The 24,697-nt window shown below is 49.2% G+C and carries 21 protein-coding genes and 1 tRNA gene; 10 read left to right on the top strand and 12 right to left on the bottom strand.

Annotated elements, in window-relative coordinates; all coding sequences use genetic code 11:
* Positions 1-111 precede the first annotated feature (111 nt).
* From KK083_RS15870 to KK083_RS15845, 6 genes are all read left to right on the top strand, one after another.
* Positions 112-708: a DUF4142 domain-containing protein gene (locus tag KK083_RS15870; protein WP_254164450.1), complete on the top strand. Its 597-nt coding sequence runs from the start codon at positions 112-114 to the stop codon at positions 706-708.
* Between the two features lie 297 nt (positions 709-1,005).
* Positions 1,006-2,157 (top strand): glycosyltransferase, encoded by a 1,152-nt coding sequence (locus KK083_RS15865; protein ID WP_254164448.1) that lies wholly within the window; start codon positions 1,006-1,008, stop codon positions 2,155-2,157.
* On the top strand, positions 2,150-3,289 hold the full coding sequence (gene glf, locus KK083_RS15860; RefSeq protein WP_254164446.1) for a UDP-galactopyranose mutase: 1,140 nt from the start codon (positions 2,150-2,152) through the stop codon (positions 3,287-3,289). Before KK083_RS15865 ends, glf begins: the two co-directional genes overlap by 8 nt.
* A complete protein-coding gene (locus KK083_RS15855) occupies positions 3,258-4,607 on the top strand; it encodes a family 1 glycosylhydrolase (protein ID WP_254164444.1) in 1,350 nt (449 codons plus the stop codon). The genes glf and KK083_RS15855 overlap by 32 nt, the downstream gene beginning before the upstream one ends.
* 314 nt (positions 4,608-4,921) lie before the next feature.
* Complete coding sequence (locus KK083_RS15850; RefSeq protein WP_254164442.1) at positions 4,922-5,785, top strand: SDR family oxidoreductase; 864 nt, start codon at positions 4,922-4,924, stop codon at positions 5,783-5,785.
* Between the two features lie 675 nt (positions 5,786-6,460).
* Positions 6,461-7,555, top strand: a complete 1,095-nt coding sequence (locus KK083_RS15845; protein WP_254164440.1) for a glycoside hydrolase 5 family protein — start codon at positions 6,461-6,463, stop codon at positions 7,553-7,555.
* Between the two features lie 68 nt (positions 7,556-7,623).
* On the opposite strand, the gene KK083_RS15840 is transcribed toward KK083_RS15845, so the two are convergent.
* The gene (locus tag KK083_RS15840; RefSeq protein WP_254164438.1) at positions 7,624-9,837 is read right to left on the bottom strand and encodes a DUF7133 domain-containing protein; all 2,214 of its coding nucleotides are present in this window, start codon (positions 9,835-9,837) and stop codon (positions 7,624-7,626) included.
* Between the two features lie 281 nt (positions 9,838-10,118).
* Here KK083_RS15840 and KK083_RS15835 point away from each other — a divergent pair, with 281 nt between their 5' ends.
* On the top strand, positions 10,119-10,469 hold the full coding sequence (locus KK083_RS15835; protein WP_254164436.1) for a vWA domain-containing protein: 351 nt from the start codon (positions 10,119-10,121) through the stop codon (positions 10,467-10,469).
* Between the two features lie 41 nt (positions 10,470-10,510).
* On the opposite strand, the gene KK083_RS15830 is transcribed toward KK083_RS15835, so the two are convergent.
* Positions 10,511-11,215, bottom strand: a complete 705-nt coding sequence (locus KK083_RS15830) for a 2'-5' RNA ligase family protein (protein WP_254164434.1) — start codon at positions 11,213-11,215, stop codon at positions 10,511-10,513.
* A gap of 557 nt (positions 11,216-11,772) precedes the next feature.
* Here KK083_RS15830 and KK083_RS15825 point away from each other — a divergent pair.
* A complete protein-coding gene (locus KK083_RS15825) occupies positions 11,773-12,387 on the top strand; it encodes a hypothetical protein (protein WP_254164432.1) in 615 nt (204 codons plus the stop codon).
* A gap of 77 nt (positions 12,388-12,464) precedes the next feature.
* Here the strand turns inward: KK083_RS15825 and KK083_RS15820 are convergent.
* From KK083_RS15820 to KK083_RS15790, 7 genes are all read right to left on the bottom strand, one after another.
* A tRNA-Ile gene (locus tag KK083_RS15820) sits at positions 12,465-12,538 on the bottom strand.
* A 54-nt stretch (positions 12,539-12,592) separates the two neighbouring features.
* Positions 12,593-14,071 (bottom strand): amino acid permease, encoded by a 1,479-nt coding sequence (locus KK083_RS15815; protein WP_254164430.1) that lies wholly within the window; start codon positions 14,069-14,071, stop codon positions 12,593-12,595.
* Positions 14,072-14,187: 116 nt separating this feature from the next.
* The gene (locus tag KK083_RS15810) at positions 14,188-15,327 is read right to left on the bottom strand and encodes a hypothetical protein (RefSeq protein WP_254164428.1); all 1,140 of its coding nucleotides are present in this window, start codon (positions 15,325-15,327) and stop codon (positions 14,188-14,190) included.
* Positions 15,328-15,487: 160 nt separating this feature from the next.
* Positions 15,488-16,708 carry an RNA polymerase sigma factor gene (locus tag KK083_RS15805; protein ID WP_254164426.1) on the bottom strand — a complete coding sequence of 407 codons (1,221 nt, stop codon included), beginning with the start codon at positions 16,706-16,708 and terminating at the stop codon, positions 15,488-15,490.
* Positions 16,709-16,775: 67 nt separating this feature from the next.
* Positions 16,776-17,132 carry a YciI family protein gene (locus tag KK083_RS15800; protein ID WP_254164424.1) on the bottom strand — a complete coding sequence of 119 codons (357 nt, stop codon included), beginning with the start codon at positions 17,130-17,132 and terminating at the stop codon, positions 16,776-16,778.
* 116 nt (positions 17,133-17,248) lie between these two features.
* Positions 17,249-17,812, bottom strand: coding sequence for a dihydrofolate reductase family protein (locus KK083_RS15795; protein ID WP_254164422.1), 564 nt, complete (start codon positions 17,810-17,812; stop codon positions 17,249-17,251).
* Positions 17,813-18,244: 432 nt separating this feature from the next.
* Positions 18,245-18,787 (bottom strand): Panacea domain-containing protein, encoded by a 543-nt coding sequence (locus KK083_RS15790; RefSeq protein ID WP_254164420.1) that lies wholly within the window; start codon positions 18,785-18,787, stop codon positions 18,245-18,247.
* 221 nt (positions 18,788-19,008) lie between these two features.
* Between KK083_RS15790 and KK083_RS15785 the strand changes: the two genes are divergently transcribed.
* Positions 19,009-19,641 (top strand): HAD family hydrolase, encoded by a 633-nt coding sequence (locus tag KK083_RS15785; protein WP_254164418.1) that lies wholly within the window; start codon positions 19,009-19,011, stop codon positions 19,639-19,641.
* Positions 19,625-20,779 (top strand): site-2 protease family protein, encoded by a 1,155-nt coding sequence (locus tag KK083_RS15780; RefSeq protein WP_254164416.1) that lies wholly within the window; start codon positions 19,625-19,627, stop codon positions 20,777-20,779. The genes KK083_RS15785 and KK083_RS15780 overlap by 17 nt, the downstream gene beginning before the upstream one ends.
* Here KK083_RS15780 and KK083_RS32665 read toward each other — a convergent pair.
* From KK083_RS32665 to KK083_RS15765, 3 genes are all read right to left on the bottom strand, one after another.
* Complete coding sequence (locus KK083_RS32665) at positions 20,763-22,565, bottom strand: T9SS type A sorting domain-containing protein (RefSeq protein ID WP_254164414.1); 1,803 nt, start codon at positions 22,563-22,565, stop codon at positions 20,763-20,765. The genes KK083_RS15780 and KK083_RS32665 overlap by 17 nt on opposite strands.
* A gap of 193 nt (positions 22,566-22,758) precedes the next feature.
* A complete protein-coding gene (locus KK083_RS15770; protein ID WP_254164412.1) occupies positions 22,759-23,574 on the bottom strand; it encodes a PASTA domain-containing protein in 816 nt (271 codons plus the stop codon).
* Between the two features lie 30 nt (positions 23,575-23,604).
* Positions 23,605-24,690 carry a D-alanine--D-alanine ligase family protein gene (locus KK083_RS15765; RefSeq protein ID WP_254164410.1) on the bottom strand — a complete coding sequence of 362 codons (1,086 nt, stop codon included), beginning with the start codon at positions 24,688-24,690 and terminating at the stop codon, positions 23,605-23,607.
* Positions 24,691-24,697: the final 7 nt, after the last annotated feature.

Below are 24,697 nucleotides of genomic sequence, written 5' to 3'. Positions count from 1 at the left end.
ACGAAGTTACACATTCGAAACAGCAGTTGATGCAAGGGGCACGACCTCTTCGCCTGTTCAGCGCGTTGGAATGGTTTTTCCATGCCCTTCAGAAACTAAAAACCAATTTTTATGAAACGGATTTTCAGAATATTGACATTGGCTTCCCTGGTGCTGATGCTTGCCTGTGATACCAGGAGAGAGAGCGACAGTGACACAAATGACAATGAAGACAGCAAGGAAGTGGCTGAAGAAGCGAACGACGAAAAGTTTGACGATAAGAGCATGGAGAACGATGCGGACTTCGTGGCCAATACCGTTGCCGCCAACTACGGTGAAATAAAATTTGCAGGTCTTGCCACACAACGGTCTGCCAACCCTGAAGTGAAGAAAGCCGCTGCCATGATGGTGGAAGATCACACCAAGGCATTGAACGAGCTGAAAACACTGGCGCAGTCGAAGTCCATCACTGTTCCAGTTGAAGAAGATGATGAAGCAAGGAGAAAAACTGAAAGGTTCAGTGACGAGGCCGGAAAAGACTTTGATAAAAAGTGGTGCAACGAAATGATCGACCGGCACGACGAGTCTATCCGCAAGTTCGAGAACCGGATGGAAAAAACGGAGGATGCCGAGCTTAAAGCATGGATCAGCAAAACACTTCCTGTTCTGAGAAATCACCGCGACCATCTGAAGATGGTTCATGACAAGATCAAAGACACCAACACCTAGGTATGTTCTAACGGATCTGACTATAATTGAACAAGGCTGGAGCCTCCTGAAATGAAGGAGGCTTTTTTTGTTTTAAGGTCATATTGTCAGCCGTTGGCAAGCGGCCGTACGACCTTGCGGCAAGCAGCGGGCAGACGGTCAAAAGTGGCGTTTACAGTGGCAAATACGCGCATTTTTTCTTCCCCAAGCCGGGTTCATGGGTATTTAATTACACATTAAACTACCGGTTAAGAACCAAAAGCAGCGGATAAAACTCTGGCATAAGAATATCATTATAAACGTTACAAATTTATCCTTATGACAACGGCTATCACCCACCTTGTATGCTTCTCACACCTGCGTTGGAACTTCGTGTACCAGAGACCTCAGCATTTGTTGAGCAGGTTTGCAAGGCATTTTAAAGTTTATTTTATCGAGGAGCCTTTGTTCGATGCATCGGCTGACTATCTCGACATCTCAACCCCCGCCGAAAACCTGTGGGTGGTGGTGCCTCACCTGAGGGAAGGCCTGCGCGACGACGCGGCCATTGCGCACCAGAAGGAATTGATATCGGGCCTGTTCATCGAACGCAACATCACCGATTATATCTTCTGGTACTATACACCTATGATGCTGAACGTGAGCGATCAGTTCAATCCAGCCATGACAATATATGATTGTATGGATGAGCTCTCGGCTTTCAAGTTCGCTCCGCAGTGTTTGAAAGACAAGGAGAACGAGCTCTTTACAAAGGCCGACATGGTATTTACCGGAGGCTATAGCCTGTACGAGGCAAAGAAGCACCGTCACCCTGATGTTCATCCGTTCCCGAGCAGCATCGATACAGAACACTACTTCAAGGCAAGGCTCTATACCGTTGATCCTTCTGATCAGGCCGGTATCCCGCATCCGCGGATCGGGTACTTTGGCGTGATCGACGAGCGCATTGATCTTTCACTGATCGAGGGCATTGCAAGACGTAAGCCCGAGTGGCATCTCGTGATGATCGGCCCCACGGCCAAGATCAGTCCGGATACGTTGCCGAAGCTGCCCAACATCCATTACCTGGGCATGAAACAATATAGCGAACTGCCTTCCTACATTTCCGGATGGGATATCGCCATGATGCCATTTGCGCATAATGAGTCGACCCGTTACATAAGCCCTACGAAAACACCGGAATACCTGGCTGCCGGAAGGCCTGTGATCTCAACGCCGATCATCGACGTGCTGCGTCAGTACGGACGGAACGGCTTGGTGAACATTGCAGGCACTCCTGAAGAATTTGTAAGAGTTGCATCATTAGAACTGGAAAATACAGACCGTGATGAGTGGCTGCAGCACGTCAATGAATTTCTTTCCCAGAACTCCTGGGATAAAACCTGGCAACGTATGATGTATTTGATTACAAGAAAACTGAACGATAAACTGAAACGAACCACTAATGTAAAGGAGCAAGTATATGTTTGATTTTTTGATTGTAGGGGCCGGTTTCGCCGGAAGTGTTCTGGCAGAGCGGCTGGCTTCTATCGCAGACCAAAAAGTTTTAATTATAGACCAACGTGATCATATAGGAGGAAACGCTTACGACTATTATAACAAGGATGGTATCCTCATCCATAAATACGGCCCTCACATATTTCACACCAATTCGAAAAAGGTTTTCGATTATCTGGGCCATTTTACGGCGTGGCGTCCCTATGAGCATCGGGTGCTGGCCAGCGTTGACGGGCAGCTGGTGCCCATTCCCATCAACCTGAACACCATCAATAAGCTTTACGGCCTTCAGCTCAGCTGTCACCAGCTGAACGATTTCTTCGAATCAAAGGCAGAGAAGATCGATCGGATCATCACCTCCGAAGACGTGGTGGTGAGCAAGGTGGGCCGGGAGCTGTATGAGAAATTCTTCAGGGGATATACGCGTAAGCAATGGGATCTCGATCCCTCCGAGCTCGATGCATCGGTAACCGCGCGCGTGCCTACACGTACTAACCGCGACGACCGCTACTTCACCGATACATACCAGGCGATGCCGCTGTTCGGTTATACGCGCATGTTCCAGAAGATGCTCTCGCATCCCAACATCAAGATCATGCTCAACACCGACTACAAAGAGATCATCGATGTGATCCCTTACAGGAACATGATCTACACCGGGCCGATCGACAGCTTCTTCAACTATTGTTACGGAAGGCTTCCCTACAGGTCTATCGAATTCAAGTTCGAAACCATAGAATCCGATGTTTTCCAGTCTACGGGCACCATCAACTTTCCCAACGAGCATGCCTATACGCGGATCACGGAGTTCAAATACCTGACGGGTCAGAAGCATCCGAAAACTTCTGTGGTGTATGAATACCCGCAGGCCGATGGCGATCCCTATTACCCGATACCACGGCCGGAGAACGCGGAGATCTACAAGAAGTATCAGCAGCTGGCCAACGCAATGACCAATACATATTTTACAGGCAGACTGGCTACTTATCGTTATTACAACATGGATCAGGTGGTTGCCCAATCTTTATCGCTGTTCGAGAAGATCACGCAACGTCAGTCCGAAAAACATGTGAATGGACAAAAGGTCTTCCAGCTGCATACCTGAGATCTGGGGTGGGATAGAGTGTTCGTTTAACAGGGTGGGCGATCTGTTCATGGACCAGCTTCACTACACCGGGCATTACCAGCGGGGTGAAGCGGATATCGAACGTTTTGCTGCAACAGGCATCCGCGCCATCCGGTACCCGGTGATCTGGGAACGGCACCAGTTTTCGCCTCATGCAACCATCGACTGGTCATGGACAGAACGGCAGCTCAACGCCCTGAACAGACATCGTATCAAACCTATTGCCGGACTCATGCATCACGGCAACGGTCCGTCGTTCACCAGCCTGATGAGCCCTGATCTTCCCGATCTTTTTGCGGCGTATGCCGGAAGTGTGGCGGAGAAATTTCCATGGCTCGAGTGGTACACACCCATCAATGAGCCGCTGACCACAGCAAGGTTCAGCGGGTTGTATGGTCTATGGTATCCGCATCGTAAAAGGGCCGGCGCGTTCGCCGTAATTTTGTTAAACCAGATGAAGGCCATTGTGCTGGCCATGGCGGAGATCCGCAAGATCAACCCCGATGCCAGGTTGCTGCAGACCGAAGACCTGAGCAAAACTTACAGCACCTCGTTGCTTCAATACCAGGCCGATTTCGAAAACGAAAGACGGTGGCTTACCTTCGATATTTTGTCCGGCTTGCTTAATCGGGATCATGCCCTGTGGGATTATTTCAAATGGCTGAAGGTGCCCGACAGGATGCTGAATTTTTTCCTGGACAATCCCTGCACCCCTGACCTGATCGGCGCCGATCACTATCTTACGTCGGAGCGGTTCCTCGACCAGAAGTTCAAGCTGTATCCGGAGCACTATTGGGGCGGCAACCACAAGCACCGGTATGCCGATGTGGAGGCCATGCGGGTGAACCATCCGTCGCCTTCAGGGTTGAAAGTGTTGCTGAAGGAGTGCTGGGAGCGATACAACATTCCCATCGCGGTAACGGAGGTTCATATCAATGGACACAACGATGACCAGATCCGGTGGTTTAAGGAAGTCTGGGATATTTGCGTGACGCTGAACAACGAAGGGCTCAACATTCCCGCCGTTACAGCCTGGGCACTGCTGGGCTCCTATGGATGGAACCAACTGCTGACCAAACCAAACGATCATTACGAGCACGGGGCCTTCGATCTGCGCACCGGCACCCCGGAGCCAACACCGCTTGTTGATTTTTTGCGCGCCTTATCAAGCAATCCCAACCATCACCATCCCGCCCTTGAGCAAAAAGGATGGTGGCAGCATGAAAACCGGAGGTTGTATGATGCGCAGCCGAGATGTGTAACAGTTGCTAGTTGCCGGTTACCAGTTGCCAGTTGAGGGGGAGGTTGAGGTTTGAGGTTTAAAGTTTAAGGTTTAAAGTTGCCGGTTACCGGTTGCCAGTTGCCAGTTGAGGGGTTAAAGTTTAAAGTTTAAAGTTGAGGAAGGGTGCGCTTTTACTGGTGTATTTCAAATCAAGCTGAGGTTGGCTGTCTCATATCTCATCTCACATCTCGTATCTAGTTCACTTGACCCGGAGCACGTCATATGTAGAGTCACACCGCTCTGAACCGGCAACCGGTAACTGGCAACTGGCAACCGAACCGGCAACCGATTGGAATGGAAATTTTGTACACACTTGGAAAACAACAGACATGCAAAAGGGAGGAAAGAAAAAAACACTGCGCAAGCCCCAGACACAAGCCAGGCCAGGGAAGGAGCACAAGATGCAGCCCAGGCCTGAAGTGCACAATGAATATCCTGGCTCTGGACGACTCAAAGACAAGGTGGCCCTCATCACCGGCGGAGACAGTGGTATCGGCAGGGCGGTGGCCGTGCTCTTCGCCAAGGAAGGCGCCAGCATTGCCATCGCATACCTGAACGAGCACCGCGATGCACGCGAGACCATGGGCATGGTGCAGGAAACAGGCCAGGACTGTATCATCATTTCGGGCGACCTGAGCAAAGAGGCTAACTGTAAAAGCGCTGTGAGCAAAACGATCAAAAAATTCGGACGCATCGATATCCTCGTCAACAATGCAGCATTGCACTGGGAAGAGAAGAATTTCGAAGACATCACTTCCGATCAGCTGGTCACTACTTTTGCCAATAATTTCTTTTCATACTTCTGGGTTACGCAGGCGGCGTTGCCTCATATCCCCGAAGGTGGTGTCATCATCAACACTTCTTCCGTTACGGCCTATCGCGGCAGCCCTTCCCTCATCGACTATGCGTCAACCAAGGGCGCTATCGTGAGCTTTACGCGAAGCCTCTCGGCAAACCTGGTAAAGAAAAAAATTAGGGTGAACGGTGTGGCACCCGGACCTATATGGACACCCCTGATCGCGTCAACGTTCGATGGCGACAAGGTAGCAAGCTTCGGCAGCGATGTGCCCATGGAGCGGGCAGGCGAGCCCTCTGAAGTTGCACCCGCGTACCTGTTCCTGGCCTGCGGCGATGCGTCGTATGTGACAGGACAATTCATTCACGTCAACGGTGGTGAGATCATCAATGGGTAACGTTCGTATCATTACGCCGATATCATAGAGTCATGCGTGCGAAAATCATTGAGCTGTGCAGCCGGTGATACTGGCATGCAGTTTTTAACGATTTATGTACAATCTTTTTTCAATGAGCGTGTACTGGATCTTCTATTGAAAATATATAAAAGCTGAAAATACATGCTTGAAGTCTCAACCGGATCATACGGCACATAGATGAATTGAAAAAAGAGAATGGGGGCTTTCTGAAAAGAGAGCCCTTTTCTTTGCGATGCGCTTGGGCATCGTAAGAAATATAAGGTTAGTCAAATAATGTTTTGTTTTTGTTTACAGAAAAGACCTTCTCTCACTTTCATCCTGTGCGTAATTACCGCCACACGCAATACCTGCTTTGGATCTTCTTTCACCATCTTGTGATTATAGCTGCTTCTAAGATCCTGGCGACATGCTTTTTATCATTCACAGCTGATCATACGCATCGCACGGAATAATACGGCTGCTTCAGATTACAGTACATATTCTGTAAATATTACACATCAGCATTTGTTGTTTTAACAGTACAAAACCCTGCACGGATTTTGATGACCTTTGTAATGTGCAAGGGACAATGATCCGCAGCAGGCGATCAATCTTAGCGTCCCTGTTTTTCTTAACACAAAGATCAACTGATAAGAACAACTTCCAACACCCTATATGAGCACAAGTAAAGTTAATGGCGAGCCTGCGCTGGCAGGGGAGCAATGGACAATACAAAGAATTAACGACTGGTACGCAGAGAAAGGCTGGCTGCTTGGCTGTAACTATGCACCTTCATCTGCGGTGAACCAGCTTGAAATGTGGGAAGCCGATTCGTTCGATTCCCTTACCATAGACCGCGAGTTGGGCTGGGCAGAAGGCCTTGGCTTTAATTCCATCCGCGTGTTTCTGCACCACCTGTTGTGGGAGCATGATGCAGAAGGACTGAAGCAGCGCATGGAGACTTTCCTGACGCTGGCTGACAAGCACTGCATCGGTGTCATGTTCGTACTTTTTGACAGTGTCTGGAATCCGTTTCCCGAACCGGGCAAACGTGAGTATAAGATCGGAGTTCATAACTCCGGCTGGCTGCAAAGCCCTGGTATCGAGATCCTGAAAGATTCGCGCAAGCACGATCAGCTTGAAGGTTATGTGAAAGGTGTGATCGGCCATTTTGCCAATGACCGTCGCATTCACGTGTGGGACCTCTTCAACGAGCCCTGCAATACCAATGGTTCTTCATACGGCGCTTACGAGCCGAAGAATAAGGCAGACCTGAGCCTTGCGCTGCTGAAGAAGACCTTTACCTGGGCGCGTGAAGTGAACCCCTCACAACCACTGACGGCAGGAGTGTGGATAGGAGAGTGGACTGATGACAAGATCAAGGCGCTCGACCGCTATATGCTCGAGAGCTCGGATGTGATCACATTCCATAATTACGAATCGCCTGAAGAGATGGAGCGAAGGATCAGGATCTTACAACGGTTCAACCGCCCGATCCTGTGCACAGAATATATGGCCCGTGGCTTTAACAACACGTTCGAAAGTATTCTGCCTGTTTTTAGGAAACACAATGTAAGCGGTTACAACTGGGGGCTCGTAGCCGGCAAGACCCAGACCAGCTATCCGTGGGATTCATGGACGGTCACCTACGATGGCGAACCTTCACTCTGGTTTCACGATATTTTCCGCGCCGACGGAACGCCCTACCGGGAAGAAGAGATCCACTATCTCTCGCAGTTCAAAAACCGCGGCTCACGACAATCGATTTAAGTTTTGGTGTTTATAGGTTTGTTGTTGGAAAGCGCCTGCCGAAAGGGGGCGCTTTTTTTTCTTTACCACTATTGGGTGTTTTGTTTGTCTGACGCCAGCTCTTTCAGGGTCCAGTAATTTTTTCTTTCCGCATTCTTTTCACGGATGGTTCTCACACGTCCCCGCCACACCAGGTCTTTTTCATTGTTCAGCTGCGCCCGGATGTAGCTAACCACATCAGCGATGTATTCGTCATTCTGCTGGGCAACGGAAGCCATCGGTCCGTTGTATTCCACGCCGTCTACCGGTCCCGTTAAGCCGTGCAGCAATATTTTTATCGGGACCTCGGGGTCTCCGGTAACACGGGGTGATCCGACAAGGGGAGGTGCAAGTTGTGGAATGCCTTTTCCTTCAGGACCGTGACACGTTGAGCAGTACTCTTTAAAGATCTTGTAACCGTTTATGATCTGGCTGGCAGCATCGCCGCCGCGAAGTCTGAATTTATCCCGGAGTGCCTGTACCTCAGAAAAGGCCGGGTTTAAATTCTCCGCAGCCGTTGCCTTGATCACATCGTTGTCGGGATACCGGTTGGCGATGGATTGTACCAGATCTTTTGTTTCATTGTTGATGATCCTAAAGGTAAGGATCAGCTGTTGCAGCACCTCGGCATCAGTGTCATTTGTCAGCGCTCTTAACGCTTCTATCATGGCTGCATCCCGTTGTTTTACAAAACGGTCACTGATCCGGATCGCCGCAACCCGCACGCGGGCATCTTCATCTTTAAAAGCTGTCAGCAGCAGATCTTTGTTGATCTCGTCCAACCCTTCCAGGGTCCAAAGCGCGTGAAGCCTTTCAAGACCGTAATCTTGATCAGCTCCAAAAATTCCGGAGAAGAGACCTTCATTGCCTTCAACGGTTTCTATAAGATCGGGCACAATTGATTTATCCTGTTTCAATACGATGAGCTTTTGTGCGGTATAACGCCACCAGCCATTCGGGTGACTCAGGTACGCGAGCAGCTCCTTCGGAGATTTTTTCAGGAGGTCAGGCTTCGGGCCGGGTTTCTGTGATTCATGGTAAATCCGGTAGATCCTTCCCATGCCAACGAACTTGTCATACCCTTTCTTCTTCACCACTTCTCTCAGGTAACTGCCTTCGCCCACCCATTGACCTTCCTGGATAATGCCTCTGTACATGTCTACTACGTATAGACATCCATCGGGACTCGTAGCCGCCATCACAGGCCTGAACAACGGATCGGTTGAAGCCAGGAACTCGGCCTGGTGGTACGCATTGGAGAGAACGATCTTTCCATTTTGGTGCTCAATTTTTGCGCGGCGTATCAACCTGCCAACCGGTTCCGGAATAAAAAGATCACCATAAGCAGGCGGCATTTTATCACCTAAAAATACTTCCTGGCCTGCCACCCCGGTGAACCTGTTGAGCGTGCTGTCGCCAGCCTTCAGTCTGCGCTTACCGCCTTGTGCATCGAGGGTTCCAACGATGGGCCACGGCTCCAGGAACGACTCATCCCATTTCCCTGGTACTTCAAGGCTGCCGTAGGCCGGGTGTTGCTGAAAACCAAGCGCGGGAATTTCCGCACCTGCGCGTGAAAAGAAGAGGCGCCCTGTTTCATCCTGCGTGAGGCCCCATTGACCTGGCGCCGACTCAGGCATCGTATCCCTCACAAACGTGCCGTTGGTGAAACGAAAACGAAATGCTTTGTTGGTCACATAAAGCCAATTGTCAATGCTCCACAACAGGTTGGCGTCCTGGTGTTCAAGATTACGGTTGTCTTTCAGGGTATCGGCCAGCAAAAGAGTTTTTTCGTCTGCTGTTCCGTCTCCATTGGTATCCCGGTAAGAATAAAGACTTCTGTTATAGGTTTCTCCAACAATGACACGGTCATCCAGGGGAAGCATGATGCGCGGCAGGATCAGGCTATCGAGAAAAATGCTGCTTTTGTCTATCACGCCGTCACCGGTGGTATCTTCGAGCAAGGAGATCCGGCTCCAGGGCTCATTCTCATCGGTGCCATCGATGTCTTGCATGTAGGTGACCATCTGCGCCACATACATTCTTCCGTTCCCATCCCACGCAATGGCTACGGGTTCATGGATCATCGGTTCGCTGGCCACGAGCTCGATATGAAAACCTTTTGGAAGATGCATCGCGCCAAGGCTTTGTTCCGGCGTCAGGTTTTTAATAGCGGGATCGATGGTGACCGTTGGCTTATCATAGATCTCATCACGATACGTTTCGTTTTGCTGGCAGGAGATGATGCCGAGGCATACGATCGTCATTATCAGGAGACGCGGGGTTACAACGCCAATGGCTAGGGCACACTTTACGAACTTGATCATAGACTAAAGGGTAGGGTACATGGAAAGGAAAGATAACTAAATCTTCGGGGAAGGGTTTACGGTTTTCTCTAAAAAACATAATCCTCACACACGTGACGCCCTTGATTATCAGGATTAAATTCTCTTATCTTTAACTATAGGAAGCCCATTCTCCGCTCTCAGTTAAGTGGATGGATGGGTTTTATGTTTTAACATAGTTCTTTTTACCGCCTGTCACCAACATGAAACCACTTACCATTCTCTTTATCACAATTTTTATATGTTCACCACTGCTGTTGAGGGCGCAGCCTGACACAGTTAAGTATTCCTATTGCGAGCTTATAGGAACGGCCCGGCTTTTCAGTAACAAAGTCACGATTGATATTGACTTCGGAGAGGCGAAAAACGTGTGGCTTGACAACAGGGTTAGGGACGAACAGACGGGCAAGGTGCGAATTTTCAATTCAATGGTTGATGCCCTGAACTACATGGGGAGTGATGGATGGGAGTTTGTTCAAGCGTATGTTGTTACGGTAGGACAGCAAAACGTTTATCACTGGCTTTTAAAGAAGCGCCGGCGTGAATCTAAATAGTTAAAGTCCAGACTTTGTGGAATATCCGGTACCGTTTCCCGTCATTTTGCTTCCGAGATCCAAAGCTTTTTCTGTGCCGTTCCAAAATTGCCCAGCTGGTAAATGGCAATGCTTGTTCCGGCGAATGAAAAACTTCTGAACGGCTCCGATTCTATTTTTTTCAGGAACGCGGGGTGAGCTGTGCCGATCGTGATGTGCGGGGTGAAATTGTTTCCCGACGAGCTGGGAACAAATGTCTCCACGTACCGGATCGTTTCGGTGTTGATCTGCTCAGCCGTTTCTTTCACAAAGGCGGCCTCCGTGCCACCATGTACGGAGAAAGGTTGCGTAGCGGATACGATCTTTCTTTCAAATTGATCCAGCTCCGAAGTGGGCTCAACTTCGTAACCAAGTATCCCGGTATAATTCCATACAGAAGTAAGATAGCCGGTTGTCACCAGCTTGAAGGGAAGCGGATGTTGCTCTGTAACTACTTTCTTGACCGCGTTGATGACCTCGTCCAACTGATCGCGGTGGATGAACCGCTGCACCAGGGTGATGTGGGGTGGATGGGCCGTATCCAGCACAAAGCCTTTTGGATAATCTTTGTGTAATCCTTTATTGACCTCCACGGCGGTTTTGATCATTTGGGCATCTGGCTGAACCAGGATGTCGATGGCGATAAGTTCTCGTGAGCTGCTTTGGGCAAATACCGCCAGGGTTAAGTTGCCAAACATCAACAGAAATATGATAGTCAGTTTTTTCATATACGCATTCATCCGTGTTTTTGATCTTGCGCTTATACGATACCAAATTTATCTAAACACGTTGAAAAAGGTCGTTTCAAGTGAGTTTATCCACTATGCCGAATAACTGGACTGAAAAAGAGAATGTTTTTGGAAAAACCTTACTCGCTCGCTGGCTGTGGCTAGGGGGATGAAAGTAATAGCCCGTAGACCACGTTCGCGTGGTAGATCAACCACTAGAGGGCTAACAATGATGTAACATTCAGCAGCGTACCCTCTCGGCCAGGGGTGGAACTTCTAAACCAGCTGATATCGTTACAGTTTATGAACAGTAGCGTTGCACATGTTCTTGTAGCTATGCACTCTTGAGCAGGTATAAGGTTGATTAGTATTGGTATAGTACATATATTTGACTAAAGTAACAGTGACATGAGCGATCAGGAAAAGAAACAGTATAATAAGTCACTAGAAACCTACAAAAAGCGGGTTTTATCAAGCAAAGGCGCGTCTCAACGTTTCCTGATCGAGTTGGGCGTTTTTACCAAAAACGGTAATCTCCGCAAGCCATATAAGCATCTATGTATTCCTCAAGAACAGGCCTGACTCTGGCCTTTCATGGATGTGATAAGAAGGTTTTAAATCAGGTAATTCAGAAGAACAAGTCGTTAAAGGCCAGTACAAATTCATGGGATTGGCTAGGCCACGGTATATACTTTTGGGAATACAGCCCCTCCAGAGCACTGGAGTTTGCCAAGGCGTTGTCGAAGAAAACAGATCCAACGATTACCAAACCAGCTGCGCTTGGTGCCGTTATTGACTTGGGGCGTTGCCTCGATTTGCTCGACTACCAAAATCTCACTGAGGTAAAGGAAGCTTATAAATTCTTTAAGCAAACAGTTGAGAACTCCAAATTTTCCATCTCTCTTCCAAAAAACAGAGTCACTAAAGGCGGACCCGATTTGCTTATCCGGGAACTTGATTGCGCCGTCATTCAGACAGTGCACAGTCTTAGAAAGCAAAATGGTGCGCCAGCTTATGATTCCGTAAGAGGTGTGTTTTGGGAAGGTGACAGCCTCTATCCAGATGCCGGATTTCGGGAAAAAGACCACATTCAAATTTGCATATGCAATCCTAACTGCATCAAGGGATATTTTACGCCGCGTGAATTAAGTAAAGATCATCCGGCCGTCTGAGCTTAGCCGTTTGTAGTTAACAACGCTGCGACTTATTCACAAAAAAAGCAGTTACGTTTTGTAACTGCTTGATTATGTGGGCCCAGCAGGGCACGATCCTGCGACCCCCTGATTATGAGTCAGGTGCTCTAACCAGCTGAGCTATGGGCCCTGAAAAGGAGTGCAATTTTAAGGATTTGGGCCGAATTCACAAAAGCAGCCAGGCTCAATATTGCTGCAGCTGCTTTTTCACAGTGCCTTTCTGAAGCCTGCTGTTTTTAATTCCGTAAAAAACGTAAATGACAGCACCTATGGCCAGCCAGATGATCAGCCGCAGCCAGTTGGCCGGGCCGAGGGAGTACATCAATCCCGTGCAGACGAGGATGCCCAGGATAGGCACCACGGGCACCCAGGGCGTGCGGAATGGTCTGGGGATCGACGGATCTGTTTTTCGTAAAACGATGATCCCAAGGCAAACCAATACAAAAGCAAACAGTGTCCCGATCACGGTCATGTCTGATATGATAGACGCAGGAACAAACGCTGCAATGATTCCCACAAAAACAAAGAACAGCAGATTTGATTTCCAGGGTGTTTTGAACCTGGCGTGAAGTTGAGAGAAGATCCCGGGTACCAGTCCGTCTTTTGACATGGAAAAGAACACCCGCGATTGTCCCATGAGCATCACCAGTATCACCGACGAAAACCCGGCGAGGATAGCAACCGTGACAAGAGTAGAAAGCCATCCATAACCCTTCATGTAAGTATCGATCACATAGGTAATGGAAGCCTCCTGACCCACCGTTCTGAATTCAGTATAGTTCGCAACGCCGGCCAGCACATGCGCAAAGAGAATATATAACACCACACAAATGGACAGCGACAGCAGGATACCTTTGGGCATGTCACGTTGAGGATTTTTCGCTTCCTGCGCCGCGGTGGATACAGCATCAAATCCAATGAAAGCAAAGAACACCACACCTGCTCCGGCCAGAAGCCCCGTCCAGCCTAACTCACCGGATACGCCGGTTGTGTTTGCAGGGATGTAGGGATCATAGTTAGCCGGATTGATATACGACCAGCCGAAGCCGATGAACAGCAACACAATGCCTACTTTGATGATCACAATGATGCTGTTCACCAGTGATGATCCTTTGACCCCTCTGATCAATACAAGCGATAATAACAGAATGATGAGCAAGGCTGGCAGATTGATAATGCCCTGCACACCGTCGGCCGAAGCTTGAAAGGGTGAATGTGAAAGCTCATACGGGATCTGAAAATGAAAAACATTGTTCAGCAGCCTGTTCAGGTATTCAGACCACGATGTAGCTACTTTGGCCGAAGCAACCCCGTACTCCAGCACCAGGTCCCACCCGATGATCCAGGCAATGCATTCGCCCATGGTGGCATAAGCGTAGGTATAGGCGCTTCCCGCGATGGGGATCATGGAAGCGAACTCCGCATAACATAAACCGGCCAGCGCGCAGCCAATGCCAGCGATGATAAAGCTGATGGATACGGCGGGGCCTGTATGGTTGGCGATCGCTTCCGCCGTGCTGGTAAATAATCCGGCTCCTATGATGGCGCCGATGCCCAGGGAAATAAGCCCCAGGGTGCCGATGGTTCGCTTCAGGCCTTTTCCATTGTCAGAAGCCTCGTCCACCAGCTGATGGATATTCTTTTTGAGCCAGATATTTGCCATGATCGTTTGACTTTTGGTGTTGTCCAAATGTATCCGGCACCCGGCCTGTGCGTCCAGCGCTGTTGTAAAGAATCGTAAAAAGTAACCGTAAGAAACGATCTGTAACTGCAGTTACACTAAGTTACAATGGACTTATACTCCTGATTTACAGGTGTGTTGATGAATTCCCGCAGCAACGTTTCATCAATTTTGATATTCTCGGGAATGATCCGGAGGCGGTACTTTCCCTGGCCAATGAAGGTAAAGAGATCCTTCCGGTCGAGCTTCTGGTCCTCTTCCAGCTGCAGTATTTCATTGATGTTATCGATGATCCGGCTGAGATAGGTTTGGTTGTTGATCTCACCACCCAGGCCGATCAGGATACTTTGAGCGTTCTCGTTGCCGAATTTTCTTCTGATGGCAAATTTAAAGAGGTTGATATACTGCGTGGTCTTGGAGCCGAACTCAATGGTTGCTCCGAATACCTTTTTCGACGGAATGGTAAGCTTGATCAACGACCAGTCCATAAAGCTGATCATCATCTCGTTTGGCTTGGGTGTGTTGGCCAGTTGAATGACCCAGCTGGTTGCCAACACAAGTGTAATGGCGATGAACGAAGTTTTGGCGGTGATCTTGATCAGCTCCTTTGCAAAGTCACCGTACAGGTCAGGGAAAACATCGGGAAGGATGGAGATGAAGATGAATACAATGGCGATAACGGAAATGACGGCTACGAGCTTTAGTCCCCGGTTTGCGAACGTCCGGTAAAAAGTAACGATCAACAGAAAAGTTAAAAAACCGGATAAGATGAGGTCGGGGAGGGCGCTGATCCTGAGACCGTGCATCTCATCGTGTTCGCCCAGCGATGGTGGTATCAGGCATGTAAGCAGCGCCATGATAAAGATCAGAACAACGATGCGGGTACTGTTCTTTTTATTCTTTTGAATGAATTGGGGCGCATGATCGGCGTAGCACAGCGCAAGAAACAAAAAGAGGTCGTTGATGATGGAGAATAGATTATTCCCGGTTTTGTAGTAGGACGTTTGATCGAAACGGAATTCATTGCCCAGGTAGGCCCAGCAGCCGGCAACCACCCATACAAAGATGGCAAGACTTAAATGCTGCAAACCTTTATCGACCCGTTGGGGAGAGTTATCCTCCTGCAGGATCTGTTTGAAACGATCGCTGATATTGTACCAGATTGCCAGTAACAGCAACGCCCCCGTAAACGAAGTAATGATATGCGCGAGTATGTGAAACCTGGTTACATCCGTCATCTGGAAAACAATTGAAAATGATGCTCAACATATTCATAAATCACCAGATTCCCAATCTCTCAGAAGTACGAAGTACGATTTACGAGGTACGTAGCGCCCTGATCGTAGCCCCTACGCAGCACAAGATCGTACGTCGTACCTCGTCCCTCGTACTTACTGCTTACTCCCCAGTCTGACCTCTTATTTCCAGGATCTTCTTTTGAATAGCACTGACATCCGCTGTTGTCTGGGCCATTGATAGCGCTTTTTGAAAATGTTGCTGTGCCTTGCGGTTATCAATGCCAGTATACAGCTCACCGAGCAAGGCGAAGTAAAAGTGATTGTCTATCAGTTCCAGTTTCTCTGCTTCCGCGATGGCTTGCTGTTTTCCATTGGCCTTCGAGAACGCATAGGTCCGGTTCAGCGCCGCCACGGGCGAGTATTCTATCTGCAACAGGCGGTTATAGAGTTGCAGGATGTTTTCCCATTTCTCTTGTGTGTCGGGTCGTTGAGTGTTCCAGTAAGCGATGCCGGCCTCGAGGTGATACCTTGAGATCTTGTCGCCGGTGGTGGCGCAATGAAGAAAATATCCGCCCTTGCTGATGAGGTCTGTATTCCAGAGTCCCGTATCCTGCTCCTGGTAGAGAATGATCTCGCCGTTTTTGCCGGTGCGTGCATCAAACCTCGATGCGTGAAAACACATCAGCGCCAGCAACGCATTTACCTGTGGTTTGTTGGTGCCGGGGTTCTCCACCAGCATGGTGCAAAGGCGCATGGCCTCCAGGCAAAGCTCTTTGCGAACGGTTTTCTCCTGGCTGATGGAGTAGTAGCCTTCGTTGAATAGCAGGTAGAGCGTGGTGAGCACCGGAGCAAGCCGCTCGTCGAGCTCCGATGCAGCGGGAAGCCCGATGCTGATCTTCTCCTCCCGTAATCTTTCTCTGGCCCTGAACAATCGTTTATTGATGGTGTCTTTGCTGGTGAGAAAAGCATCTGCGATCTCTTCCACGCCGAAGCCGCAGAGAATGCGGAGCGACAGTCCTACCTGCGCTTCGGGTGCAATGGAAGGATGGCAGATGGCGAACATCATCTGCAGCTGGCTGTCGTTGATGTTCTGCGGCGACAGATCTATGTCAAGTTCAGCCGTGCCGGTAACAATGTCTTTCGCAAGTTCCGGGATAACTTTTTGTCCAAAGGTGGTGCTGCGCTGCAGGTAGTTCTTCGCCTTGTTCGAGGAGACCCTGTATAACCACGCCGTTGGGTTCTCAGGAATACCTTCTATGCCCCACGTTTGCATGGCGGTGAGGAAGGTGTCGCTGGCAATGTCTTCGGCCACCTCCATACGTTCGAAGCCAAAGCGCTTGCAAAGCACGGCCACGATCTTCCTGTACTCGGTCCTAAACAAATGAGGTATCAACACCCTTCAAACTTTAAACTTTAAACTTTAAACTTGAAACCTTAAACTTGAAACTTCAACCCCCGTTGTGTACCGAAACTACCTTTCTCACTTCCACGCTGTTGCCTGGTCCACGAAGAATAGGGCATGCATTCGCAAAACCGGAAGCCTCGTCAAAGTCTTTTGCCTTGACGATAATGAAGCCAGCTATTGATTCTTTGATCTCGGCAAACGGGCCGTCTGTTATGGCGCTGCCTGATTTGATCACCTTGCCTTCGGTTGATAAGCCTTTGCCACCCACGAATTTGTTTTGGGCCGCAATGCCGCCAACCCAATCCTGGTATTGTTTCATGTAGACCTGCATTTGCTCGGGAGAGGGTTGCGCTGCTTTTGTGATCAGGTCAAGGCGCATGATGATGAGATATTCGTCCATAAATTGATTCGATGTTTTAATTTTAGAAGTGGTTAGTTTCAAATTTAAAATTTAAGGTTTAAAGTTGGGCGCCGCACGACCCTCAACTTTAAACTTATAACTTTCAACTTTAAACCTTAAACTTTTTTTACCGCCTGGTATGTAAGCAGCACCGCGCCATTTCTGAAAGCTTGCGTTTTTTTGAGTTTCAGGTCGAGCTCGTGGCTGATGCCCTTGAATATGGGGGTGCCATCGCCGAGGGCTACGGGATCAACCATAAACTGGTATTCATCGATGAGCCCGTATTCGGCAAGCTGCGCCGTAATGCTGCCGCTGCCCAGGATCACCATATCTTTATCTGAATCCTGTTTAAGTTTCTTCACCTCCGCCACAAGGTTGCCGCTCATCACCTTCGTATTGTTCCATAAAGGTTTTTTCAGCGTCCTTGAAAAAACGATCTTTTCGGCACTGTTCATTCCTTCCGCCACCCCTGGATTATCCCGGAGCGCTTCAGATGTTGGCCAATAGCTTGCCATCATGGTGTAAGTGACGCGTCCAAAAAGAATGGTAGCCCCGGAGCCCAGTCCTTCAATGGCCAGTTCGCTGCCCTCGCTGCCATGGATGTGCCAGCTGATGTCCTCTGCCGGCCCCTTGTAAAAGCCGTTCAGTGTGATGAAGTTAAATACATTTACCTTGCTCATAATAGTTTTTGGTTTTGCTTGTACTAACTCCATGTCAAATGAGATGCCTTGAATTGGACAGTTCGGGATAAGATTTATTTGTTTTTTAACAGGCTGGGATTAAAGTGACAACGCCTTATGTTCTGAAATCCCTGTCTTAAGTTACCTTGCCGCTTGGGTTGGGCCTTTATGGCTGATCGATGTGTTCGGCAATTGAGATCAGCTTCACAACCTGCTTTTCATCGTTGACGTGATAAACGATCCTGACTTTAGAAATCGTTTTGATCGGAAGTTGATCCGTGACCCACAGGAAATGATCATCAAGAATATTAAAGCATAGTTTTGACCTTGGCGTTCTGCTCAAAAACCATGTTATAGCATTCTTAAACTCATCCATTCTCGGATGAGAAGAATATAGTTGTTTTAATTGTTGTATGAATTTCTTGGTCGGTGTTACTGTGTACACTCCTTAATGGCTGCTTTTGCCCAATCGATGTCTCTTTCAGATGGGGTAGTGAAGGATAGTAAAAAAGTAAAGAACGGCAATTCCTCTCTGTCGGATGCAGCTTTCCAGGCGGGGAATTGATGCGACAGATCACTTATTTGTGAGCCGTTAAGATCGCCTATGCTGGATAAGACCTCGTCAATGATCACGATCTCTTCCGCGAGAAACACATCAATCCTGGGTGGTCTTTTAGCAATGAATCGTTTTTGAATCCGTCCGAAAAATCCCGATTCAATTACTTCAATGTCTCCTGAACCGACCATTTGATCTCTTATCGACAGGAATTGACGTGGCTCGGGCGTAGGACCAAATGCTTGTTTGATGTAGGTGAGATCCGAGATACGCTTTCCTCTTTTCAGATAGGAAATGTTGTCGATAAAGTAGAGACTCTTATTAAGCAAAGTAAGCCCGTAGTTATCCTGTGATGCGAACCGGTGAGCGATGTAAAGAACAAGCTCCTTCGTTTTTTGTGATTGTGACAAGCCGAACATACAGATAAGTTATAAACAATCAGTCTGTTAAACAACGGAATCACACCAAAAATAGTTATCACGCAAAACGTTCTATCGAAAAAATGCAGTTTAGCAGACGCTTGTTACAGATAATGATCCCGATTGAATGAGAGAAAATATAATCTGTTTCAAATCTCCCGCTACGGCTATCGGGACTAATATCTCAAATCTATTAGCTTTACAGCCTAAATTCATAAACTGTGGCATTGGCTGTCAAAAATCTTATTTTCGATCTTGGAGGTGTTATTCTGGACCTGTCGGTGGATCATACATTGCAGGCTTTCTCCGATCTTTCAGGCATTCCGCGTCAGAAAGTGCAGGAGATCTTTATCAGCTCACCAGGTTTCAATACGTATGAAAAGGGTGGCATGGACGATGATGCCTTCCGGCAATACTTGAAACAGATCTACGCCGTGAATGTTACTGACGGCGAGATCGACTCCTGCTGGAATGCCATGCTCCGCGGACTGCCGGCAGTAAAGCTCTCCCTGCTGCTGAGCCTGAAGAAAAAATATAACGTCTACCTGCTGAGCAACACCAACGACATCCACCTGAGCTACATCAACCAGGTGATGCTTCCCGAAGTATCGAAAGAAAGCTCGCTTGATGTTTATTTTCACAAAGCCTACTACTCTCACCGCATGCTGATGCGCAAGCCCGACGCCGAGATCTTCGAACGTGTGCTGGACGAGAACAACCTCGACCCAGCAGAGACACTTTTTCTCGACGACAACGCATCAAACGTAACAGGCGCACAGTCCGTAGGTATTAAAACAGTACATGTAACCACACCCGACCTTATTCTAGATTATTTCCATGAGCAGAAAGACTAAGCAGATCATTTTCCAGGTCGTATTATTCGTTATAACCTTCATCACCACCACGCTGGCAGGTTCGGAATTTGCCAGCGGGCTCCCGCTGTCTTTTAATCCGAACTACAGCTGGAATACTTTCCTTAGCGGACTGCAGTTCTCTGTTCCCTTGCTGCTGATCCTCACGGTGCATGAATTTGGTCACTACTTTACTGCCATGTATCATAAGGTGCGCACGTCGCTGCCTTATTATATTCCCATACCGCCGATCCCGGTCTTCCTGTTGAACTTCGGTACCATGGGGGCATTGATCAGACTTCGCAGCAGACCGAAAAGCAACCTTCAGAATTTTGATATTGGTCTGGCCGGACCGTTGGCCGGATTCGTTGTGGCGCTCCTTGCTTTATTCTACGCCTACAGAACGTTGCCTCCGGCGGAGTACATATTTCAATTTCATCCGGAATATAAACAGTACGGACTGGATTACGCTTCGCATGCTTACGACCCTCAGATCATGAAAGAGCAAAAGGCGATCGACGTACAGATCGGATCAAGCCTGATCACCTGGCTTTTTCAGCAGGTGGCGACAGATCCCGCGCGCATTCCCAATCCACACGAGATCATGCACTATCCCGTGCTGATGGCCTGTTACTTTGCATTGTTCGTTACGTGTCTCAATCTTTTGCCTATCGGGCAGCTGGATGGCGGGCATGTGGTGTATGGACTTTTTGGTTTTAAGAAACACAAAGTTATTGCCACGGTATTTTTTATTGCCCTTATATTTTATTCTGGTTTGGGCTGGCCGTATATCAAACCAGACTTACCAAAGGATGAGCTTTTGCTCGGCATTGTTTTCTACGTGTTTCTGCTGTTTCAGGCGCTGAAGGGATTGCGCCTACCCACGAAAGATACTGCCATGTATACGGCACTGATATTTGCTGTTCAGTTTTTGCTGTTGCAGTACGTGCCCGGCGTAGAGGGATATGGAGGCTGGCTTATTTTTGGTGTCATCATAGGCCGGTTCATCGGCATTGAACATCCGCCATCGGAGATAGAACAACCACTCGATTCAAAAAGAATCTTGTTGGGCTGGATTACCTTATTGATTTTTATACTCTGCTTCAGTCCGGCGCCGATCATGGTCAACGTGCCACGATGATCTTGTGCGTTTTGGTAACAGTGCCTTTCGTGCAGCGCAGCAGGTAAAGCCCCGCAGGCTGATTGAGCTGCACCAGTGTGCGGTCTGACTCATGCACCGACTCGAAAGAAACACGCTGCCCTGTAATGGAAAGGATCTCCAGATGATCCAACGGCCCTTCAATGTAAAAGCTTCCGCGCGAGGGATTGGGGAAGACGGAGAACGGTGTTGCCACTTCCTCCGTTCCCACCTGCGTTTCAACAAGTCCTGAGCCGAATATCGGGCGAACCATCAGGCTGCCGTGTACCCGGTTGTTCTTTTTCCAGGTGCCGTTCACGTTCACAAATACTTTGTCTCCGGTGTCGTTGCTGATATCCAGGCCCACCAGCATCTTGCCTACTGAGGGCTGCTTCCAACCGATATAGAATTTACGCTGGTCGATCAGGATTGCCGGGAGGAAAGCGACCCGTTGAAACTCATTGAGCTTTTTACGGCTCACAGACTTTCCCGAGAACCTGAGCAGGGGCGCCGTATCATCGGGTACGCCGTTGTTATCGCCATAAATGAAGAAGTCAACGGTCTGGTTGCTGGTCATCCCGTAAGGTGGCAGGTAGATGTCGAAAGCGATCAGTGTGTCTTGCTTGAAGGTGTCGTTGAAGGGAAGCTCGAATTCATAAGCGATCAGGTCACCGGTCTCGATGAGCCCCGCGGCATATTCGGCAACGCCATCGTCATACGCATAATAGTCCCTGAGCGAATAAGTGTTCGTGATGGTATCGTTCACCCTGAAATCAATGGGCGCGTAGTTCGGGTCGTAGTCTTTGGCAGGAGATCCATCCTCCAGGTCGATATTGTCACCCGTGAGCAAGTGCACTTTCAGGTCCACATCCACATACTTTGCGTTGGGATTGAACTGCGCGGCATCGTTCGGGTTGGGAATATCTTTCAAGGTAACCGTACGCTTTTCGAAGGCAAAAATAGTGTTGCTTCCATCATCGTTGATGTTGGTGCTGTCGCCGCCGAGGTTGCTGATAGTGTAGGGGGCAGCAACGTCGTTATGGAACGTGGCCTCTGTAAAATAGGTGAGTACTTCCGGTACACCACCGCGCAGGTTGTAGATGTTAAACTTAGGATGGAGCAGAGAAAGGTCCTGGCGAAAATGCTGGTAAGGCATCGCCCTGTACCGGTTTTTGAACAGGCTCGACAGCGAAGAAGTGATGGCCTGGTCGGGAAATGCAGTGTCTGTGATGCTGCGGCCTTTGTTCAGGTATACGTAGTCGACGTTCCAGGTATCGTACGGCCCTGACTGGCGCCCGTAAGCCATGATGCGGAACTGGAAATCGGCGTCAAAGAACTTTTCGCCATCAACTTTGACGATGGCCGTGTAGAATGTATCAGGCTTGAAGGTGTCGTTGGGCTTGAGGGTAAGCACAGTCTCCCACTTGGCGGAGTCGTATTTGAAGTCCACCTGCAGATAGTCCTGGGGGTCGGGAGCCTCTCCGTTGCCACGCCACTGGTAAAAGAAGCTCAGGAAGACCGTGCCCCGGTCGGCCATGGGAAGCGTGGGGTCACTCAGGTCGATGTTCTTTGACATCAGCGTGTCCGTGAATCCGTTGAGCAATACTTCGTTCTCGTTGTAGGCCAGCCCGGCTGAGTCGAGTCCATCGAAGGTGGCAACGTTGAGCGTGGGCGGGTTGATGGCCATGCCGTTGTTCACCCAGACGGAATAGCTGTTCTTCCACCGTGTGGTATCCGGATACGGCCCGTATGATGTTGTAAAATCATCCCAGAAGGGAAGGGTGAGCACAGATTCTGCTTGGGTTCTGGCGCCAGGGTTATCGCTGCTTTTTGGAGCTGGTGCCTTTACGCCACCCCTCGGGATTGGGACGACCTGGAGCTGTGCTGCGCTGAAGTGGGAAATGGTAAATAAAAAAAACAGCAGGAGAATCGTGTGATTCAGTTTCCTGCTTCCGGAGTGACCAATGTTAATCGTCAAACGGTCAATTTTCATTGTTTTGATCGTCCTGGTTCTCTTCCTCATCAGGAACTTCGGTGTTCGGGGCGCCGATCCATAGATCAACGACGTCACCTACCTTAATATTTTCATTGGGGCCGGGCTTTTGTTTTAGTACCACGGCGTTCATTCCGGTGGTATCGCCCACCAGCGTTACGTTCAGGTTGAGGTTGGAGCCGATCAGGCTGAGCTTGGCGTCTTCATACGAATAGTCGAGCACGTTAGGGGTGGGCAGGTAAACGCTGCCGCCATCCATTACTACCAGGTCAACCACGGTTCCTTTGGCCACGGCTGCGCCAGGGCTCACTTTATTGCCTTTGATCCTGATCTCCTGCACCAGGTTGAGGAACGGGCCTCTTACGAGGGTGATCTTTCCACGTTTCAGCTCGCTGCCACGCAACACCGCTTCGGCGTTGATCAGCGATGTATTCAGGATATCGGGCATCTGCACTGTGGGCGGATTGATGCGGTTTACCGAAACGTATACCTTGCGGTTTTCCTTCACCTGTGCGCCCGGACTCGGATATTGCTTCAATACTGTTAGGGGAGGGTACTGTGATGAATAGGCTGAATCGTTTACTTCGAAGCGCAGGTCATGCTTGGCCAGGAATGCCTCCACCTTCTGCACCGGCAAACCTTCTATGTTCGGAACCGTGATCGATTCCCCGTGATTGGTTACGTTGGGGAGGTAAGCATAGAAATAAAAGAAGCTGAGCAACAACAGGAGACAGCCAGCGAGCACGATGTGGATCAGCAGGCCGCCCAGGGTGTTGCGGTTATATTTCTTGAAATCGAATTTCATAGTCAACGGTTTGGGGCAAATATAAGGGAATCAGAATTTCAATGAAGAATTGAATTCCCGCTCGATGCGTTTACTGCGGTCGTAACGTTCTTCGGCCAGGTCGAGCAGCTTCGAGATCAGGTCTGTGAAGCTTACACCTCTTTCTTTCCACATCATAGGATACATGCTGGAGTTGGTAAAGCCCGGGATGGTATTGATCTCGTTGATGTAGATGCTTCCGTCTTCCGTGAGGAAAAGGTCTACCCTCGAAAAGTCTTCGCAGTGCAGGGCCTGGTAGGCTTTGACGCACACTTCACGGATCTTTTCTGCCGACTTCTTGCCCAGGTCGGCCGGCACGTCGATGCGCACCGCTTCCGGATCCACATACTTGGCGTCGAAGGTGTAGAACTCGTATTTTTTGTTGATCACGATCTCCCCGGGATTGGAGGCTTCGGGCGGGTTATTACCCAGGATCGCGCATTCAATCTCCCTGCCTGTAATGAACTCTTCGATCAGCAGCGAGTCGTCATACCGGAACGCTTCGGCGATGGCCTTGTCGAAATCTGCTTCGTTCTTCACTTTAGAAACACCTACGGAAGACCCGAGGCTTGCCGACTTCACCATGAAGGGCAGACCCAGCTCTTTCTTCACGTCCTTGAAGCTGATCTCCGCCTGCTCGGTATAGTGATAGGCCAGGAAACGGGTCACCGGAAGACCGGCCGCCTTCAGCAGCTTCTTCGCTACGATCTTGTTCATGGAAATGGAAGACCCGAGCACACCGGTGCCAACCATGGGGATGTCCATCGCCCTGATGAGGCCCTGAATGCTTCCGTCTTCGCCGTCTGTTCCATGCAGTACCGGGAAAATGATATCGGCTTTCATCCGGTCGCCGCTGGAGAGCAGCATAAAACCCGGATGCTGGGCATCGAGGATAAGCCCCAGCGCTTTACCCTGCTCGATGTCTTTGGTAACGCCGTTGGTGAGATGCCACTGGCCTGTTTTGGTGATGCCGATGGTTAAGGGTTCAAACCGTTCCTTGTCAATGTATTCATAAATATTACGGGCCGAGTTAACAGACACTCCGTGCTCTACTGAACGACCTCCGTATAAGATGGCTACTTTTTTCTTTTTTGACATTTCAGTT

Origin of the sequence: Chryseosolibacter histidinae, from assembly GCF_018598225.1 — a bacterium.
Lineage (GTDB): Bacteria > Bacteroidota > Bacteroidia > Cytophagales > Cyclobacteriaceae > Chryseosolibacter > Chryseosolibacter histidini.
The sequence above is the reverse complement of the archived record's forward strand: the minus strand, read 5'-3'. Positions and strand labels throughout refer to the sequence as shown.